The sequence below is a fragment of the Acinetobacter chengduensis genome, from assembly GCF_003664645.1.
Classification (GTDB): domain Bacteria; phylum Pseudomonadota; class Gammaproteobacteria; order Pseudomonadales; family Moraxellaceae; genus Acinetobacter; species Acinetobacter chengduensis.
This window is the reverse complement of record NZ_RCHC01000005.1, coordinates 144,754-163,382: the sequence shown is the minus strand read 5'-3', so window position 1 is coordinate 163,382 and position 18,629 is coordinate 144,754. Positions and strand designations below refer to the sequence as shown.

Sequence of the window (18,629 nt, the reverse complement as noted above, 5' to 3'; positions counted from 1 at the left end):
TTACACCCCTTTTAACAATGCTTGAAACTGAGCCAAACCTTGCATATCAAACTCATCACCTGTTAAGTCATCAATCAAGTCTGCAAGGCTATGCTCTGCTTCTGTCAGCTTCTGCGTAGTTTCCGTATAGGTTACTGCATACTTATCTGCTAATGCCTGTACCGTATCAGTCAAATGCTCAATCACTTCATTCGGCAATGCCAAAATCGCAGAAACAATCGGTTCAACCCACTTCGCTTCTAACAATGCTTTAACTTGAGCATCTTCTAAAGCTTCAATGGTAGATTTGGTTAAAAGATGCAGTACAGTTTCGTCTTTACTAATCTGTGCTTTTAACTCTTTCTCTTGTGCAAGTAATTCATCGACCTGTACCAAAGTTGCCTCTAAACTGCCTTCTTCAAAACTAAAGCCTGAGCGCAATTGCTTTAAATACGCTTTAACTTTTGGTGCCGCATAAGTACCGTCTTTATTCGCTTCAATATTTGACCATTGCACTTCTGCATGGTCTTTTACAAACTGCTCTTTTGGGGGCTTTTTAGGCTTTGGATCTGTAGCTAAAAACTCAAGATACTCATTGAGTGCCACAATTTCAGGCGTTTCAATTTCGGCATACGCTTGCTTCAAGGCTTTAGCAATTTCAGCAGGCACAAAGGCATCATTGGCTTCATTTAACAATTGCTCTTTATCTTCTTCAGATAAAGACTCCATCAAAGACTCAATCTCTGCACTGTCTTCTGCAAGTTCACGCTCTTTGGCTTTTAATGCTTCCAACTCTTTAGACAATAAACGCTGCTGTACAAGATCAAATGGCAATACATAGCCTACCCAACCTTCTTGTACTTCATGCTCTTTACCATCTTTCTTTTTAATCACGATATTTGGATTAACGATTTTGGCAGCATCCAAACCTTCAGATTGAATAATCTCCAAATCACCTGCAATACCTTGCCATTGGTCATCTAAAGCTTGGTAAGCCTGATATTTATCCACCAATGGAATATCAGCTAAACGTTTAAATATGTCTTTACTTAAAACATTTTCTTGTTGAGCAATATGCAAGCTTTGCATTTTGCCAATGAGTTCGCCTTTTAAGTAATCCTTAAAATCAGCAAATGCGGTATTAAACTGAGTCACAAAGCCCTTCACATCTTGATGGCTGTGAATCGCTTGGCTAATTTCAGTTGTCGCCAAATTCACGTAAGGCGTATCGCTTTCTGTAAATAAGTCTTGGCGTAATTGTGGGAATGCCTTCCAATATGCACTGTGCGCATCAATTTCTTTTTTCGGAATACCGCCAAACATCGTGGCATAGATATCCCATGTTTCAGCCGTTGCTGAAGAGTCTACATAACGAGGAATATTCAGGTTGTAGCCCTGATCCTGAATTTCTTTTTGCGTCACTAGACGTGAGAACTGCTCAACATCTTTACGCTCAATCACAGCATCGACAATTTTCTTAATATTCGATGCTTGAAGATGGTTGTTTTTACCGAGCTTCACAAAGCCTTTAGATGCATCAACAATCAACACGTCTGTAGTTGGACGTTGTTGTTTTAAAATAAGGATGACCGTTGGAATACCTGTACCAAAGAAAATATTGGCAGGTAAACCAATAATCGCATCAATGTGGTTTTTCTTAATTAAATTGGTACGTATACGCTCTTCTTCACCGCCACGGAACAATACGCCATGTGGTAAGACAATCGCCATAATGCCATTTGGTTTTAAATGATATAAATCATGCAACAAGAACGCATAATCCGCCTTAGTTTTAGGGGCTAAACCGAATTCTTTGTATCGAGGGTCTGCATCTTTATTTGCTGGATCCCAGGCTTGTGAATATGGTGGATTCGATACCACTGCATCTACATAGAGTGGTTCGTAAGTATTGATGGGATCATTGTCTTCAAAAAATGGCCAGTCATCTTCTAAAGTATCGGCATTTCTCGCCACAATATTGGCAGGTAAAATACCACGCATCACCAAGTTCATACGGGTTAAGTTATAGGTATTCTCTTTTAATTCTTGTGCGTAGTATTTGATTTTATTGGCATCATTGACATGCTTCGCCACAGAACTACCAATATTAATCAGCAATGACCCCGAACCACTTGTTGGATCGTAAATTTTGATTTCAGGCTGGTCTTTTAAATGATGCGCAATAATTTCAGACATGAGGACTGAAACTTCGTGCGGTGTATAGAACTCACCTGCTTTTTTACCTGCATTGGCAGCAAAAGACCCAATTAAGTATTCATAAATGAAACCAAGCACGTCATAGTCTTGCTTGTTATTCATTGGAATGACTTTGATCAGTTGCAACAAGTCACTGATCGCTTTGGTCTGGCTATTTGAGTTATCGCCTAATTTACTTAGACCTGTCTCTAATGTCTTAAAGATGCCATCAAACACTTTTTTGTGAGAGCTATGAATGTGACGTGAGAAAGCGGATAGCGCATCACGGACATCAGCAACGGTAAAGTCTAAGCCTTTATTGAGCCATGTTGAGAACAGGTCATCATAAGCAATGAAATAACCGATACCATTTTTAATAAATTCTACGGTTTCAGCATCTTCTTCTGTCAGTGCTTCAATATCTGACTGTGCAAAGTCATTGGCTTCTAAAAAACTTAATTCTTTATCAGAGAGAAACTTGTAGAACATGAACCCTAGGATATAGTCTTTATATTCATTCGCCTCAATCTTTGAGCGCATTTTATTGGCTGATTCCCAGATTTTAGAAGCAAGTTGTTGTTTGTTCATAGGGTTGTCTACAGTTCTTAAATAAGGTTAAAGCCTTTAATGACCAGAAGGCTTATGATGCCTGTATTTTCGTTGATTTGGGGGGTATTCTCAATAAGAACCGTCAAATAAGAAATATTTATAATTTTAAAGTGTTTTATAATTCATTAAATTTAATATAATATTTTCATGCATTTAACTTGAATAATACTCACAATATGGCAACTTTAGAAAAAAACTTAGAAATAGCAAATTTAGTATGTAAATTTGGGGATCACAATTTATTAGACTTATATAAAGAAGTTGTGGAGCCTTCATTTTTCAAAAACAAAAATCGAAAAGCTGGCAAAAGTAATTTCTATTTTGATGAAGTTTCATTGGTGAATCTAGGTGACGATATCCTAGGGGAGAAAAATACTCTTGCTTTAGTTGGCCGATTTGTTAAACAGACCAAACTTGAACGTGAGCAGTATCGTGATGCAGCTGGAAAGTTAGTAAAAGATAAGAAAAAACTTGATTCGGCACCTTCTGCGATTTTTGCTTTAATTTTAAACAACCATAGATTACTTTATGCTGCTGAAACGAAATATGCTCCAACTCCAGAAAATTTTAGAAGTACATTGTCATATTTTTTAAGAAATGAACAAATTAATTATAAAGATAGTTTACCGAAAGAAGAAAGAAATCCCTTTTTAAAAGAATTCCCAATTGTTGAGCTGACACTGACTCCGCTGACCAACCAAAAAACTTTAAATGAGAATATATACTTATTCAATAAGTTGAAAAAAGTTACATTTATTCTCAATGATCGTAATTCTGAAATTGATGGAGAGGATATGTTCCGTCAAATGCAAGAAACTTCAGATGAAGCCGGAGGTCAAGGAAAATTTGAAATTACTAATAACAAAGGTTTAAACCAAAAAGTTATTGCGAAAGAAGCTAATAAAGCAACTATACAAGGCAACCAAAATATTATACTTCTTGGTACTGACGCCACTGGAAAAAAATTAAAAATTGACAATGAAGATGTTAAAATTCAAACAACTATTGATGTCGTTCAAAATAATATTTTTGCTACCGTTGTACATATGTTTTCAGCCTTTACAAAACTTATTCAGTCCAAAGAAATTAAAGTCAAACAAACAGATGCGGAAACCCAAGAAATTCTAAATACTATTGATACAAATAAGGTTATGACAATCCATCAGAATGAGACCGAATGATGAACGGATTATTGGAAGAAAAAAATATTCGTGAGATCTATAAAAAATCCAAAGCTATACCTTTGTCAAATTTTAATAAGTTTTTCCCAATCCTACTCGGCCTATTCTTTTTCTTCATCCTTATAATTAATGATGTAAGCATTGAAACAAGTTACACTAAAATTAACGAGTTGGTTTCTTTCTTGTTTTCATCATTATTTGCAACATTAGGTTTTTTAGTAGCTGGATATACAATATTTTGTACAATAACTCCCTTAGATTTACAAAAAAAAATGATTGAATACACTGATAACAAATCTAAGCTAATTTTTTTTAAGAAAGTTCATTTTACATTTATTAGAGTATTCATTTATTTTATAATATTCAGCTTCTTATTGTTTATTATATATTTTCTTAAAGACCTAAATTTAAGTTTAGGAAGCGATACTTTTAAAATAGATACCCTAAGGGACATCTATAAATACACTAACTATTTAGTTCTTACATTCTTAGTAGCTGGTACTACTTTTCTATTTTGCGAACTTAGCTCATTTATTTTCAATATTTATAATTCAGTTGCTACAACTTTGCACTGGTTGATAAATATTAAATCTGATTCCAATAAAGACCATTAAATATATCCTGATGGGAGTAAGGGGTTACACCTTATGATTATCGACTATGCATATTAACTTCAATCAATTGATCCCCAAAACCACATCAAGTAATTATTTTCTTTTCCCTGTGCATAAGCCCACTCCGCCACTTTATGCGACCGCTCCTTATCTGTCAGAAAACCAAGCACTGAGATCCGATCCACAATAATCAAATCGTGTTCTTCATTGCGCTCCTGCCATTTATGCAAAAACTCATCAGATGCGAGCAAATTACTTTTCTTAGAATTACAACTTGAATCTGCTAATACGAAGTTATGCCCTGTATCTGATGGGTACATCGACCAAGGAATAAAATGATCGACTGCATAATTGCCTTTTTTCATTGGCTTATTACAGTAGAAGCATTTACAGTCTTGTAGCTCGACCAAAACATTTACTACTGCATTTAATTGGTTCCGACTTGGCTCAAACATGAATTGTTATAGGTTCGGCAACTGATTCAAGATTGGAGAGTTACTGCTGTTCTTACGGATGTAGTCTATCTTTCCATATCAACGTTTAACGATGCTTGTGCAAACTCACCCGCATGTTGATTGTAATAATTTATTGTTTTCACTCTTAGTACTTAGGCTAAAACTAAGCTTAGTCTACAAAAAAAACAAAAAAATAAGGGAGCAAAGCATCCCTTATTCTCGACTCGCCAACTTATTTTCAATCCACTTATGGATCTCATAAGCTGACCAGCCAATACGGTTTTGGGTAATTTTAACTTTCTTTGGAAATGTCGGATCATAATACGGTGAGTTTTCATCCATCATTTCATAGATCGTAGAACGTGCAACACCTACAATTTCTACAACCTGCTTAATATTGATGAGTTGATTCATTTGAAAAGTTTGACCAACAAACGCATTCATGAGTTTACTCCTAATCATTCATGCGAGCGGTTATTCGCTCAAATGATATGCAGCTCCGTAAAAATTTAATCTCCTTAACCCTCAACAATCATTCAATTCAAAGTTTGAACAGAACGCTGTAACTCATTCTGTAAATTCAAGCTTGTGGTTTTCTTTTGTTGAGCATCATCGATGCCTTCATCAGATGGATAAAACTCTTCAATGACGTCTAACCCATCACCTGAATCCATTTCAAAAACTGCATTTGCATAACCCTGTCTTGCCTTGTGATCTAAAGCTTCCTGATTAAAACCACTCGATTGACTCTGTTGCTCAATTTCTTTAGCAGTCTGTATAGCTTGCTTTAAATCAACGCCTTCACGTAAAGTTAAATCCACGTAATACACAGGCTGGCGATAGCTTTGGGTCGTGGATTTACCCCGAAGTGTAAGTTGCAATGGCAAACATGAAAGTAATCCATTCGATGCAGCATGGTAGTAACTCAGCCGTGCCGCCAAAGTTCGAATACTGTTAAAACCAGTGGTTCTAAAGATGAAGGTGCCAAGCTCATCCGATTCATCTAAATTGACATGTAGCCGTCCATAAGGCTTGCAATTACCGCCTTGGGCCATTGAACATAAATCAGGTGATGGACATGGATGCTGTGCCACACCTTGACTAGTTAAGCGCTGGCAGGTTTCACCATTGCCGACACAAACGGGGCGTCCAGTTTGACGATCAAATAAACTATATTCGGCTCTCAAATTAAGTTCAGGATCATTGAAAATCATCCGAACTGGTATAGTTCTGAGTTTTTGGTTTTGCGCTTTCGCTCGAAGTTGTTCATCAAGTGGATGTTTCACCCAACCACTATCTTTACTTTGGATTTGACTGGTAATGGTGAACTGATCATCTTTTTCAGGCAGACGCTTGCCATTCTTTTCCACCATTCGGCCAATGCTGATTCGCCCTAAAATAGGCGGTGTTATTGCTAAACCTTTAATCATGATATTCCTCTTTTTAACAATGAAATCGGCATAAAAAATCCCATGCTGTTTGGCATGGGATCGTTATGGCCTTAAATTGATTTGCTTGTGAATCGCGATAAATGAATTCATATCAATCATCATTTGGGTAAATATTGAAGCGTCTTGAACCAGATTTACTTTGCGGAAATTGGTTCAGATATTCAGGGTGCTGTTTAAGTAATGCTTTGCTATCCAAGCTAATCGAGTCTTTGGCCTTTTTCCATGTCACCGAACCAGCTTTAAAGGTCGCACGTTCGGCCTCCTGCATCTTGGCCTGCAACTGGTGCTTTAGCAGATCGAATTGCTCTTGGTGCTTTTCAATATGATTGCGTGCTTGAATCAGCTGCTCAAACTGTTGATTGGCCTGTTCATCTAACGATAAATCTGTCGTACTTAGCGGTACATGTTCTGGATACAGTAATTGCAAGGCTTTAGCAGCCGATTCACTGGCATCTGCATCAGGTGGTGTATCCTTTTCCACGCACTCCCAGAAGTAACGCTCTGCATTCACGATATGCTGAATCACCGATTCTGAACGGGTCACTTTAAATATGCGGGTTTCGTGCCCACAAATCAGCACACAGATATGTGCTGCCTTCCTCCCCGTCACAGCCAGTTGATGCTGGACCTGACACAGTACATATAGAGGCACACCATCCCGCCAAAGCTTAGCGCCATATTCCCCTGCAGTTTTACATTCTAGAATCTGCACATCAGCATCACCCACTACAGAATAATCTAAGTTGGCTAACATGAAATGCTTGTCTGGGTCAGGATGCTGCAGCACAGCATTCACCCGACGGACTTTATAGTTGGTATGCATGCTGTAATACTCAGCGACCAAGGGCTCTAAACGCTTACCCCAATACAGGGGCGCATGACCTTCGCTTTCATCTTCAATCGATTGCTTGATCCGTCCAGTTTTGATCATCCAGAGTTCCAGCATCGACATATAAGGGTTGAGCCCACAGGCTGCGGCGCAGTCACTGCTGCCGATGCCTTGCCTTCGCACTTCCAGCCATTCGGCCTGACTGAGCTTCTTAGTCTCCACAAAACGTTTCGCATTTAAAAGTTTAGGGGGACTGAATACTTTAGGCAGTACAGATGCTGCAGGTAGATTTGATAAATGATTCATTGTGAATTCCTCTATTTTAGATTTTGGGCATAAAAAAGCCGTGCCTAAAGACACGGCTTTAAGAGCTTGGTATTTGGGTCATTAGTGAAGAAAAATATTTGCCCTTGTTCTGTGATACTTAGGCTAATTTATAAAAAGAGAACTATTGAGCTTAAGCAAGCATACGCAGCGCTTGTTCGAGTCCACGTTGCTTCAACCCAGCACCTGCGCCAAACCAAGCTGAATCGAGTCGGTGATCTTGACTCATAGCCCGGCGTTCATGATCGGCAAATTCTGTAATACTGCATAGCAAGCCATAAGCAGTATCTTTGGCTGAACTGAGTTCTGCCCCACGACCATGTCCATTAAACATGCTCATGACTTTAGACATGGCGCGTCCATTAGGTTCAGTCTTGTTTTCAGCTTTATTGGATTGGCTTCCTTGCGCTGCCACATTACGATAAAACTGAATAATACTGTCATCCTGTTCGGTTGGACTGAGGCTCGTGTTATTAAACACAGCATCGAAATAAGCAGCCGCTTCCTGTTGAGTGACTTTACGTTGACTCAGTTGTTTCATTTCATACATGTGCTCATTCCATACACGGACGGATATACCGAGTTGCTGTTTAATTTTCTCAGCATCAAACTTGGTGCTGTGTGGCACTTTAACTACGCCTGAACTAGCGTTCTGACCTTTTAAGGCAATCGCTAAGGTGTTATTACACACCACACGAATACTGGTGAATTGTGCTGTTGTTGCCAATGTACCATCACACGCCGTAGCCAAGAGAATGTAACCATTACTGACATCTTTACCCTTTAATGCAGAAGTCTGCCCTGTTTTAGCTAATGCCCAAAATTTCTTTCCTCCTTTAAGTACCCCAGCAGTTTCCAGTTCAAAGCCCGATTGTTCAGTCAGGTCTTTGTAGAAATGCAGAATTTCTTTAGGTTGAACTTCCTGATAACGCTGACTCACCACAGATAAAGGGGCATGCGTATCAGAACGATAAAGTACTCTCTGTTCTTCATAAGGCATGATGATGTTTTGCCCACGTTGATTTTGAGACATATAACTGACGTTGGATGATTCTATACGCCAGTCCATGCCTGCCTGCTGTGCCCAGACTTCAATTGGTTGGTTTTGGGTGAGTTGGTTACCTAAGCCATGCCAAGGGGTTTCACCGACATAGGCCATTTGTTCAATTTGATGTGCCATCGTTCTTTTTCCTATTGAATGTAAATTTTGGTTTTTTGTGTGTTTTAAAGTTGCGAGGTGTTTTGTGGGGGCTAAGCTCGATCTGTAAAGCTCTGGGCAAAGTGATGACCACATTCCAGACACTCATACAGAATTTGTGCTTGCGCGGTTTCTTTCAGCATGGGATTGGGTTGCTGTTCTTGGACATAATTGAGGAAACATGCAGCACAGCCGACTGCTCCACCAATAACAGCACCGACCACATAGACCATCGGACGTTGCCCTTTGATCAGACGGGCACCTGAAATACCCATTGCTGCATAATTGACGATATATTGCATCAGGCTCTGCATCGGTGGTTTAAGTAGGGTTTGACCCAATGAAGGGTTGGGATTGGGTATGTGTGGTGCAGCAATTTCTATTTCATCGCTGGCACACATCGGACAATAAATTCGAGGCATATCGATAACTCCATAAAATTTCAGGCATAAAAAAACCATGCCCCCAAAGGGCATGGTTTTTGATGAGCTTATCTTTGATTCAGTACTTAATTACTAAGGTAGGGTCTCAAGTTTCAGATTTAGTTGAACTGATAACTTCCATTACCCTTGTTCGTTTCAATGTCCACTTGTACTACATTTTCAAAACTGCAACCTCGTAATCGAAGACGAAATACCTGTCCCATTTTGAAATGTAATGGAAAGTTAAATTGCTTGTCATGTCCAATATAGGTACATTGCCCATTATTCACCGTGACATTGGTCACTTCTATCGGTTCTGCTACATTCGAACGAATGGTAATTACTGGGGTACTCCATGAGTATGTCCCTTGTTCATTCAATTCGACCGAAAAAGTTTCAGGTTCCAGCCCTGAACTACATCCTTGAAAAGCCAATGCGGATAACGAGAGTAATGTGGTTAGACCCAAAGTTTTGATTAAGTTGTGCATTTTGGATTGCTCCTAAATATTGTATTCAGATGTAGAGATATGGATGATTTCCCTCAATTGATATCGAGAAGAGAAAGCCCTTACATCTGGGTAATATGTATTTGAAATTTCTTTATTTTTGAAAAGTACTCAACAGCAGATTTGATCATTTTCACCCGTCCTCCAAATACTGAAGCTCATTAGGTTCTTTAGGAATTTCTGGCTTGACGTATTTTTGTAATAGCGATTCTGGAGACAAATAATTTTCTAGACCAAACTTAAATTTCCATATCGGTGATGTCAGCACATCTTTAAAAGGTACGGTGTCAACTTCCTCAACAGCATCATTGTTTTTCCAAAACACATTAACCGCACTTTTTTGCTTAAATGTATTCGGCTTTATGATTGGTGAGAGATACAATCTAGAAGTATTGTTCTTCCGATCAGGATTACCGTAGCGTATTAAATAAAAAAATATCCCATCCAAATTCAAGGTATTATTTTTGGGTGTAAATACATAGCCGACTTTAAGTTGGCCAAAGTTGTCTGCGAGGGTCTTAGCTAAATCAGGCGCAACCTTGATGATTAGTTCTGATTTAACCACAGAAGAAAAATATCGACTTTTCTGTTCAAAGTTAATTGTCATTAACTCTTTATCAGCATCATATTGGTAAGCGCCTTCGCTTCCGATCGAAGTAATATCAGGAGCAATATAATTCAAAGCTCTTTCCAATAATTCAGTATCATAGTCGATTACATTATTTAGGGAATTTTGCTGAGCTTGTTTAACTCGTTCCTCATAATCCTGTGTTTTTTCAAATTCCTGCTTGGGTTCAACCTTCGGAACTTGTAAAGCGCGTATATAGTTTATGGCGAGATTGTTAGCATATTTGAAATATTCATCATTACTTAAATCAACTAACATATCGTTATCCAAGTTATGCCCTTGCATTCCAATAACAAGAAGCTGAAGCTTATCTAAATGTAATTGCTTCTTGATAAATTCATGATTTTCGGGGAAGTATAAATCATTCGCAAGCTTGCTCGGTTCTTTGTAATTGAGTACATTCATCTTTTCAGGATAAAAGTAAATCAAATTACTTCGCCGCACATCACTGTCTATTTTGTCCCAACTTTGATCAGGACTAATTTGTGCTTTCGGCACAATTACAGTTGGTGTTTCAGTGATATTCTGCAAAGCTTCACTGCTTTCTGTGGTTTGACCTTCTACAGCGGGATCACTTTTAGGCTGATCTTTACTGGAACAGGCACCCACTCCCATCAATAAAATACATAAAGACAGACACTTTAGTTTTGTTGTCATCGTGCATCATTCTCTTTCATTGTCCATAAGCACCTCTCAGCAATGACCAAGCTGGGCTCATGGTATTTTGATGTTCTTCTTGGAGTTCTGCTTTTTCTTCTGACGTGACTGTTCCGTAGAATAAGTAGCTCTACAAATCAGCAATAAAATGATTCAGATGTGCAGGCCAATAAAGGAGCAAGCACCTTCATTGAGCGTTCCCCAATTGCTAAATTTATAAAATGTAGGGTTTACCTGGCGAAGACAACGCCATAGAGAGCACTGGGGTAAAAAAGAGAATGAGCATTTAAAAATGTAGTACGCATGGCGGACTCCTTTGGGTATAAAGAAGTTTCACCACATTACTGTCAAATAATGGTGGCGAAACGAAAGAGGGTTGACAGACTGATACCCAAAAAGATCAGCACATCCGAAGATGTCCCCCTCCCGTTCCGCCGCAGAGGGGGCACGTAGGGATGCCCACAAAAAAGAGAGACTTTTTCGTGTGCTTTGGGTAAACGGTCTGTCAAAACCGACTGACCATGAGGGCCAGCAACTTAAGGATAATTGGCAGGATTTAAAGTGTCAACGTTGTATTTTTACTGGAACAATCAATTGAGTGTTTTCGCTATGCTTCTGATTCAGAATGACTATTGAATAATCAACATCATCTAAACTTCAACTGAAGCTATAATTTCAACCTGAATTAAACAGCACACTCAATTATAATGGTGCTTAGCGTTATTAAAGGAATCTGTGCATGCAGCGATTGAAGTGTATTGGAGGTCCACTGTATGGACTCGAATATTCACATTCGCAGGATAAGTTTACGTTCTTTGATAAACAAACGGGCGAAGATACCCTTTATTACAAACAAGTCTTAGACTTTACCCCACCTCAGTCATTCTTCATTGCAGAATCAATTTCTCCTGATTTTGCTTATGCACTGGCATTACAACTGATGGGGCAAAAATCTCATTTATAGCTTTGAATTTTATCTCAATTTGTGATCATTCTACGTTCACTGATCTTTTGAGCAATCCATGCATTGACCTCATGTGCAATCCAACCGACTCGATTGCTGGTTAAATTGATCTGCTGAGGAAAACTGGCATCATAATACTTGGATTTAGGATCTAGCAGTGAATAAATGGTGGCACGACTCAATCCGGTGATTTCAACCAATTGCTTGATGTTTAAGATTTGGTTGATCTGAAATGTTTGTGAATTTAGCGCATTCATCTGATGAACTCCGATGTGGTATGAAGGCGTGCGTTCTGCACATATCATGTCCATCACCGTAAAAAAATAGGTACGCCTCGAAAGCCCACCGTATCCATTGGATTGGATACAGGAGACGCTCTATTTCGATTTACTTTAATGGGATTAGAATCACCATTTCTTGCCATTAAAGATTTTAAAGCCACGTGTTGCGATGCAAATCTTATTCATCTGCTCATTTACACTTGTCACCGTATCTGGCAAGTCACCAAGATCATCCAATGGGTTTTTAGGCTCAGGAAAGTTAAAAAGCCCATCTGGGTCAAATCCGAATGGATTGCCATTTGAGTGCTGTGTTTCTTCATCTGGAATTTGCAATAAAATACCCATACCATGAGTGGCATCCTGCCACAGTCTTAATAGGTCAACTGAATAGTCAATATCATTGCAATAAAAGACTTTTTGAAAGGTCAGGTAGAATCTAATCACGTAACAGTTTCGGGTACTGTCACGAATTAAGTGATAATAGCTAAATATAACTTGTGCACGGAACCAAGGTAAGGATGTTAGCTTCTTTTCAAATACCCGAAATGATTGAATCACTTGATCGACTGATTGCAACAGTTCAGTACCCACTGGATAACTCAGATAGAATTTTAAATCAGGCGCATCTACACTCAATTTGCTGACTTCTGAATAAAGCTCACGCAAATGATCAACTCTCTTCTCGTATTGCTCATTACTTTGATGTAAAGCCTCATGAAAACCCGTCGTTGCAAATAACTGTTTCAGTTTATTTAATACATGCTCCGCCAGCCATTTTGCAGTATGTTTGGCAGTTGGATTAAAATAATGCTGACGTGAGTCGAATTGCTGTAAGACGGTAAAATAGGCGTTTCTGAATTGTGTCACCCAAAAACTGCAATCTGAATCTCGATGATGAAACATCAGCTCATTCCACTCTCGAAAATACACCAGCAAAACTTGAGCCGTTTGTTCAATGATTTTCTGAATATGTTCATCATGAGTCATGGGCGGGATGGGTGAACCAAATCGCACTTGAGTAAAGAAGTTGTGTATATCTTGCTCTAAACGTGGTGCAGTCTGATGTTCAATGTGTGTAATGTCCATGGAAAGTCCTATGAAGTGAAATTTTTCATAGAACTGTCCACTCCATATTTTTTTACAGTTAATTGACGATTTGCTCATCCAATAAGTCATCTACATCTTGTTCAGACCAAATTCCTGCTTCTGCTGATATTGGATGATTGTTTTTATACTTACGCCCATGCTCGTGGTAAATGCCTTTAAAGAAAGTTCTTTTACCCAATGGCTTAATCAACATCCGCTGTAAATACTTTTCAGGCTGAGTCAGATAACTGGCTACATTCAAAGCATTCTGCATTTCTAAGGGCTGATTGCGATGGATCATGCCTATCCCCAATAAACCTCGATCAGCGTATTGTTTTTTCTTTTCAGGGGTATTGTTATTGAGTCCGTAACCTAAATCCTGAGTTATCTCATGCCACTTCTGAATCACTTCATTAGCCAAGTACCAGTCCTGACAACGCTCAGAACCGTTGTAGATCAGCATCAGATGCGCATGGTAGCCTTTTGTTGCACCCTGCTCTAATGCTAACCCATAACCCAATAAATGCTTAAAACAGCCATTCTTGTCTTTCAATAGATGACGAATTGATTCAATATGGTTATAGAAATCCTGCACCGTAATATTCGGCATAAGCTCTTTCAAATACCCCAAATCAACACGCACAACCAAAATCTTATAATGATCGTTAAGAATCCTCTGCACATATTCTAAAAAGCGGTCTTGATTCTCTTCCTCTTGCTGTTTAAACAAACGAATTTCAGCCAAGTGCTGTGACCTATGACTTCGTAATAGATTTCGAAGATTGGATATTTCTATAGATGATAACTGTGTCAGATATTCTTCAATCCCTAAATCACCTCGATGGGCTTCAACTAATTGCACCACGTCTTTAAACGTAGCAAGCAAAGTACAGTATTCAATACCCTCTTGGTCAAAAACCTGAAATGCAGGAATCAATACACAAAGGTGAGTAATAAAGTCTGTCAGGTTAAAACCATCGTTCAGTTGGTAATCGACAAAGTTATTCACTGCGGTCATTACAGCAGCTTGATGAGAGAGATCGTATTGCAACATGTCGATATTCCTTAGTTATGTTTGATGCATAACTAAGGAGGAAGAGTTATTTATTATGTATACGTGATCTACTTTGTAGATATCTATGATCTGTATGAGTGAATAGATTTATAATTAGTTAATTAATAATATTATTTACCGACTTAGTCTGCAGGCTAAGGGTAACAAAACTGACCTGTATATAAGATAGTCTACTTTTCGCTCTCACTGCATTCATGCATTTTTACTCAAATATCCATTTACGAGAGTTAAGGCAGAAATTAGCTTTTATTGTTATTTTTAGGATTGAACAGCTCATACCGCTTCTGATCCTCTAAGCTTAAATTCAACTCTTTGCAGTTAAGCGCTACTCTACAGGATCAACTGATATTTGCTCAAACTCAAGCATATGAAAGGCATCTTGTTCTTTTTTCTGCTTTATCTCTTCAGCATCATAACGACAAAAATAAACTCGGTCACAGAGGTCCGAATTTTGTAATGGTAATACTGCATGATCAAAGTAAACTTTTGAATTCTCCAACTTGCGTACCTCTTTAATGAAAGGCTTCATTTCACTACGGAATAATGCTTGGCAAATGGCAAATAAGATTTTTGCTCTTGATTCTTCAACGAGCTGCTTTTTCAAAGACATTTGGGTTTTCTGGCTATTTCCTTTATTAGATTTAACATTTGTATTGACTTCAGGTAATTTAATTTTAGTTAAATACTGATCAAACCGTCCTATCAAAGACATTGGCATTGGCGAGCTTAGCCATATTTCTGCCTGGCCTAAATTGGAAATCATTAACTGAATAGAATAGTTGAGTAAAAAATCAATTCGTGCAACATTCGCTTGATCCGTATTCAATAATGATTTCCCCATACGAAAGCGGGGTATCACAAGTTGTATATACTGACCAAAATTCTCTTCAGATTTGCTCACAAAATTGAATTCCTCTCGAATCGCATTACCCAGTTTACTTTGAATAGTTTGATCAATAACTTCATCGAATACTTTGGCAAGTTCATACACAATACTATTGCAAGAAGATGATGCTTTTTTTGCTTGATCCAGTGCAGCCAGATATTGAATAAAATTAAATGCTTGTTCTACGATAGATGTATATTCATTGGGGAATTTCAAAAAGTAATAATGTCCAAATATCCGCTTTTCACCCCAAATGGCAGCTGAAAGATTTAAGCAATACACAGGAGCAACTGAATTAAGTAAATTATTGTTCAATGTTCCATCTAGTTTGGAGCGAAGAATTCCCATATCAAATAAGTCAGCAATTGCTCGTTGCAATGCATTACGGCTCATTCCAGTCCATTTAGATAATTCATACGTTCCAACATCAAAAACGATTCCATTAGCGTCACTAGACAGCACCATGTTCACTAAAACAAGCCACTGCTTATAATTGAGTTCCATCAACTCGTCAGCATTTTTTTGCTTATGGCTAATTTTGACATCAAACATTAAGCCAAATAAAATTTCCAAAAAATCATATCGTGGATAACTAGCGACAAGCTCAGAAGCAGTTTTTTTAAACCTTATTTTTTTTATACTTTGTTTAGCTGATTTATTCTCTTTTAACCCTACTGCAGGTTGATTGCCCTCTTTTGCTTTATCCAAAGCAATAATCAACTGATCAGATGGTTTCCAGCTCCATCGATAATCTACTTGTCTCGGTAGTAGTAGTACTTTATTCAACTTTATAACTTTTTCTTCTAGCTGCTCGCATAATCCTTTTTCAACCAATACATCTAATGATTTTTTTAATGTTAACCAATTCACCTTCACTTCTTTAGCCAAAGCTTTTAGGTCCGATATTGAAATTCTACGACCTCCATAACAGATCAATAATCTTAGAAAAATAATTCGATCAATCGGCGATAAAGTAATTTCCATATGCCTTAGCATAAGTATAGATATTGCCCTTAGTTCCCCTTGTCTATTTAGCAATTTTTCGGAATTTTTCATAAAAACAACTATTATTGATTAATAACCATTATTTTAATTTAATATATAATGTTTATTAACATAAATAATTTAATATCGATTTAACCATCATTTTTATGATTTAAAATCGTTTAATTAGATATAACAATTGGAGCTAAAAATGGGACGCCCTCAAATTTACTTAAAAGATTGGTGTTTAGAAGACAGCCTACTTAAAGCTGAATTTCTGAAAAAGGAATCGGAAAATCCGAGAGGTCTTGTTGTTATAACATCCCATCAAGGCTACTTACCTAATATCAATATCTATCCTCATTTTCAGTCAGGCAATTTTGACATCGGAAGATTGAGTAATGGTTTATCAATCCAAGTCACTCCCAGCTGTTATGAAAAATTAAAAGCCAAATTCCGCACTTTTAAGAAAAATGACAACGACAAAAATAAAGTTAAAAAGCAGTATCATTTTGAGAAAGAACTATCAGCTCGAATTCAATATCTCAAAAATGAGAATGGCTGGGCAAAAGAAGAAATAGTCATTGAACATGTAATTAATGCATATACTAATTCCATGGCTTACAACAAATCTAAAGCAAAAGTAGATACAAAAATAATCAAACTTCAAGTTCTTAATGAAGAAATCAATAAAAATCTTTTAGAAATCCAACAGCTCAAAACTGAAGTTTTTGAATTAAAACAAAAACTTTTAAAAGAATCATCCGCAAAAGAACATTATGAAAATCTTTGCAAAGAACATGGTATTGATGGAGAAAACTTTCAACTCACAGAAAACTCTCCATCTTAACTAATCTCTTTGTTAATGATCTCTAGGAGTAGATCTGGGAGTTTCCTACATGGTTAATGATCATTTGAATTGAAGGCAAATTTCTTATGTAAAACATCCGTAACATTTTAAGCCTTAAGACCCAAATCATCGAATAGCTTGAATTGAAAAAGATTAAAGTAGCATAAGAAACAGCCTGTCATAGACAGGTTGTTTCTTTCATATTAAATTAGCGCATGGCATTTCACATAAAATGTTTTTTGTTAATTTCAGAAACATGAAATAGTCTAGAGTAATACAAAAAGTAGCAACCTAAAAATTTAGGTTAGGAGAGTTACTTTTTTCATAACATGGAGTTGTTGTGATGTTGCAAGACAGTTTAATTCAAGATTGTCGTGGAGAAATCATTCCTCAGGCACATAAAAATATCTCAATGGATTGGGATGAAATTAAGAATTGGTCTGATCAAGTCTATATGCCCTACAATGCACAACCTGTAGGTAAGGGACTATTGCCAAATTCAAGTATGCACTCTGTATCTGTGGCAGATATGATTGTGACTCGTTTTAAATATGGCATCCCCGTTTATCTTGATCAATGGAATCAAGATAAAGGTCATATTATTCTTCTGACTACTATAGAGGGGCATGGAAAACATGCAATTACTCCCAACAACTGGCAGACAACCAGCGTCGGTGAATCTTTTATTGTAGATTGTAGCCAAACAGATGATTATGCTGTGCACTTCGATCCACAGCATTTACAGTTGAATTTGACGATCCCACATGATGTCTTAGCCCGTCTGGTACTTGCAAATTTTGGACATGAAGCCCCTATTCACATGTGGCAGTTTAAAACTTTTTTCGGGGGAAGTGATTCAAGCTGGCTATCCTTGCTGAACTATCTAAGTAAAAGTATTTCGGAAATCCCATTAGCACAATTAAAAAAGAAAGCAGGTGAACATTTACAACAAATGATTGGTCTGCATATTCTCAATGAATGGTCAATTCGTGCAAATATAGATTTAAATCAAAAAATATGGATCACACCTAAATTTATCGAACGCGCCGAGCAATATATGCGTGAAAATTTACGTGATAGTCCTACGATTGCTGAAATTGCACAAGCGATTGGAATCAGTATTCGAAGCTTGTCCAGTGGTTTTAAAAAATATCGACAGTCTAGCCCAGCTCAAGTTATGCGAAATATGCGTATGACTTTAGTAAGACAAGAATTATTAGAAGCATCACCAGAACAGACAGTAACTGAAATTGCTTTGGCTTGTGGTTATCTCAATTTGGGTGATTTTGCACGTAACTATTATCAGATATACAATGAATTACCCTCACAGACATTAAAAAATAGATATTAATTATCAAATAATTGCCGTTTTTCGATAAAGCTTGCCTATTTGCGGTAGAACCGCTGAAACATTCCTTTTTAGACTAAAGATGTTGTCATATGACATCAATTAA

General features: G+C 37.5%; 17 protein-coding genes and 1 pseudogene. 5 read left to right on the top strand and 13 right to left on the bottom strand.

Annotated elements, in window-relative coordinates; translation table 11 throughout:
• On the bottom strand, positions 1-2,763 hold the full coding sequence (locus tag D9K81_RS06315; RefSeq protein ID WP_120365104.1) for a type I restriction-modification system subunit M: 2,763 nt from the start codon (positions 2,761-2,763) through the stop codon (positions 1-3).
• Positions 2,764-2,960: 197 nt separating this feature from the next.
• Here D9K81_RS06315 and D9K81_RS06310 point away from each other — a divergent pair, with 197 nt between their 5' ends.
• On the top strand, positions 2,961-3,965 hold the full coding sequence (locus D9K81_RS06310; protein ID WP_121523161.1) for a hypothetical protein: 1,005 nt from the start codon (positions 2,961-2,963) through the stop codon (positions 3,963-3,965).
• Entirely contained in the window at positions 3,962-4,579 is a 618-nt protein-coding gene (locus D9K81_RS06305) for a hypothetical protein (protein WP_120374435.1), read from the top strand. Before D9K81_RS06310 ends, D9K81_RS06305 begins: the two co-directional genes overlap by 4 nt.
• A gap of 59 nt (positions 4,580-4,638) precedes the next feature.
• Here the strand turns inward: D9K81_RS06305 and D9K81_RS06300 are convergent.
• The 8 genes and pseudogenes from D9K81_RS06300 to D9K81_RS06265 form a co-directional block, all read right to left on the bottom strand.
• Positions 4,639-5,103 (bottom strand): annotated as a pseudogene (locus D9K81_RS06300) (HNH endonuclease domain-containing protein); the annotation flags it as partial.
• A 144-nt stretch (positions 5,104-5,247) separates the two neighbouring features.
• Positions 5,248-5,478 carry a helix-turn-helix transcriptional regulator gene (locus D9K81_RS06295; protein ID WP_117008170.1) on the bottom strand — a complete coding sequence of 77 codons (231 nt, stop codon included), beginning with the start codon at positions 5,476-5,478 and terminating at the stop codon, positions 5,248-5,250.
• A 92-nt stretch (positions 5,479-5,570) separates the two neighbouring features.
• A complete protein-coding gene (locus D9K81_RS06290; protein WP_117008171.1) occupies positions 5,571-6,464 on the bottom strand; it encodes a recombination directionality factor in 894 nt (297 codons plus the stop codon).
• Positions 6,465-6,576: 112 nt separating this feature from the next.
• The gene (locus tag D9K81_RS06285; protein ID WP_117008172.1) at positions 6,577-7,620 is read right to left on the bottom strand and encodes a YqaJ viral recombinase family nuclease; all 1,044 of its coding nucleotides are present in this window, start codon (positions 7,618-7,620) and stop codon (positions 6,577-6,579) included.
• A gap of 151 nt (positions 7,621-7,771) precedes the next feature.
• On the bottom strand, positions 7,772-8,818 hold the full coding sequence (locus D9K81_RS06280) for a DUF932 domain-containing protein (RefSeq protein ID WP_117008173.1): 1,047 nt from the start codon (positions 8,816-8,818) through the stop codon (positions 7,772-7,774).
• 71 nt (positions 8,819-8,889) lie between these two features.
• Entirely contained in the window at positions 8,890-9,258 is a 369-nt protein-coding gene (locus D9K81_RS06275; RefSeq protein WP_117008174.1) for a hypothetical protein, read from the bottom strand.
• A 119-nt stretch (positions 9,259-9,377) separates the two neighbouring features.
• The gene (locus tag D9K81_RS06270) at positions 9,378-9,746 is read right to left on the bottom strand and encodes a hypothetical protein (protein WP_117008175.1); all 369 of its coding nucleotides are present in this window, start codon (positions 9,744-9,746) and stop codon (positions 9,378-9,380) included.
• Between the two features lie 151 nt (positions 9,747-9,897).
• The gene (locus tag D9K81_RS06265; RefSeq protein WP_120374434.1) at positions 9,898-11,049 is read right to left on the bottom strand and encodes a hypothetical protein; all 1,152 of its coding nucleotides are present in this window, start codon (positions 11,047-11,049) and stop codon (positions 9,898-9,900) included.
• 739 nt (positions 11,050-11,788) lie between these two features.
• Here D9K81_RS06265 and D9K81_RS06255 point away from each other — a divergent pair.
• Positions 11,789-12,013 carry a hypothetical protein gene (locus D9K81_RS06255; protein ID WP_120374433.1) on the top strand — a complete coding sequence of 75 codons (225 nt, stop codon included), beginning with the start codon at positions 11,789-11,791 and terminating at the stop codon, positions 12,011-12,013.
• Between the two features lie 14 nt (positions 12,014-12,027).
• Here D9K81_RS06255 and D9K81_RS06250 read toward each other — a convergent pair whose 3' ends face one another.
• From D9K81_RS06250 to D9K81_RS06235, 4 genes are all read right to left on the bottom strand, one after another.
• Entirely contained in the window at positions 12,028-12,270 is a 243-nt protein-coding gene (locus D9K81_RS06250; protein WP_120374432.1) for a helix-turn-helix transcriptional regulator, read from the bottom strand.
• 150 nt (positions 12,271-12,420) lie between these two features.
• Entirely contained in the window at positions 12,421-13,380 is a 960-nt protein-coding gene (locus tag D9K81_RS06245) for a hypothetical protein (protein ID WP_120374431.1), read from the bottom strand.
• A 58-nt stretch (positions 13,381-13,438) separates the two neighbouring features.
• A complete protein-coding gene (locus D9K81_RS06240; protein WP_228199825.1) occupies positions 13,439-14,434 on the bottom strand; it encodes a YagK/YfjJ domain-containing protein in 996 nt (331 codons plus the stop codon).
• 346 nt (positions 14,435-14,780) lie between these two features.
• Positions 14,781-16,397 carry a hypothetical protein gene (locus D9K81_RS06235; protein ID WP_147433933.1) on the bottom strand — a complete coding sequence of 539 codons (1,617 nt, stop codon included), beginning with the start codon at positions 16,395-16,397 and terminating at the stop codon, positions 14,781-14,783.
• A 139-nt stretch (positions 16,398-16,536) separates the two neighbouring features.
• On the opposite strand from D9K81_RS06235, the gene D9K81_RS06230 reads away from it, so the two are divergent.
• On the top strand, positions 16,537-17,175 hold the full coding sequence (locus tag D9K81_RS06230; protein WP_120374429.1) for a hypothetical protein: 639 nt from the start codon (positions 16,537-16,539) through the stop codon (positions 17,173-17,175).
• 343 nt (positions 17,176-17,518) lie between these two features.
• Positions 17,519-18,526, top strand: a complete 1,008-nt coding sequence (locus D9K81_RS06225) for a helix-turn-helix domain-containing protein (protein ID WP_120374428.1) — start codon at positions 17,519-17,521, stop codon at positions 18,524-18,526.
• The last annotated feature ends 103 nt before the right edge of the window (positions 18,527-18,629 follow it).

Excerpts from the sequence above, each read along its gene's own strand:
- D9K81_RS06280 (WP_117008173.1), bottom strand. The coding sequence starts at position 8,818 with ATGGCACATCAAATTGAACAAATGGCCTATGTCGGTGAAACCCCTTGG.
- D9K81_RS06245 (WP_120374431.1), bottom strand. The coding sequence starts at position 13,380 with ATGGACATTACACACATTGAACATCAGACTGCACCACGTTTAGAGCAA.
- D9K81_RS06275 (WP_117008174.1), bottom strand. The coding sequence starts at position 9,258 with ATGCCTCGAATTTATTGTCCGATGTGTGCCAGCGATGAAATAGAAATT.
- D9K81_RS06295 (WP_117008170.1), bottom strand. The coding sequence starts at position 5,478 with ATGAATGCGTTTGTTGGTCAAACTTTTCAAATGAATCAACTCATCAAT.
- D9K81_RS06270 (WP_117008175.1), bottom strand. The coding sequence starts at position 9,746 with ATGCACAACTTAATCAAAACTTTGGGTCTAACCACATTACTCTCGTTA.
- D9K81_RS06310 (WP_121523161.1), top strand. The coding sequence starts at position 2,961 with ATGGCAACTTTAGAAAAAAACTTAGAAATAGCAAATTTAGTATGTAAA.
- D9K81_RS06305 (WP_120374435.1), top strand. The coding sequence starts at position 3,962 with ATGATGAACGGATTATTGGAAGAAAAAAATATTCGTGAGATCTATAAA.
- D9K81_RS06285 (WP_117008172.1), bottom strand. The coding sequence starts at position 7,620 with ATGAATCATTTATCAAATCTACCTGCAGCATCTGTACTGCCTAAAGTA.
- D9K81_RS06315 (WP_120365104.1), bottom strand. The coding sequence starts at position 2,763 with ATGAACAAACAACAACTTGCTTCTAAAATCTGGGAATCAGCCAATAAA.
- D9K81_RS06235 (WP_147433933.1), bottom strand. The coding sequence starts at position 16,397 with ATGAAAAATTCCGAAAAATTGCTAAATAGACAAGGGGAACTAAGGGCA.
- D9K81_RS06225 (WP_120374428.1), top strand. The coding sequence starts at position 17,519 with ATGTTGCAAGACAGTTTAATTCAAGATTGTCGTGGAGAAATCATTCCT.
- D9K81_RS06240 (WP_228199825.1), bottom strand. The coding sequence starts at position 14,434 with ATGTTGCAATACGATCTCTCTCATCAAGCTGCTGTAATGACCGCAGTG.
- D9K81_RS06265 (WP_120374434.1), bottom strand. The coding sequence starts at position 11,049 with ATGACAACAAAACTAAAGTGTCTGTCTTTATGTATTTTATTGATGGGA.
- D9K81_RS06250 (WP_120374432.1), bottom strand. The coding sequence starts at position 12,270 with ATGAATGCGCTAAATTCACAAACATTTCAGATCAACCAAATCTTAAAC.
- D9K81_RS06230 (WP_120374429.1), top strand. The coding sequence starts at position 16,537 with ATGGGACGCCCTCAAATTTACTTAAAAGATTGGTGTTTAGAAGACAGC.
- D9K81_RS06255 (WP_120374433.1), top strand. The coding sequence starts at position 11,789 with ATGCAGCGATTGAAGTGTATTGGAGGTCCACTGTATGGACTCGAATAT.
- D9K81_RS06290 (WP_117008171.1), bottom strand. The coding sequence starts at position 6,464 with ATGATTAAAGGTTTAGCAATAACACCGCCTATTTTAGGGCGAATCAGC.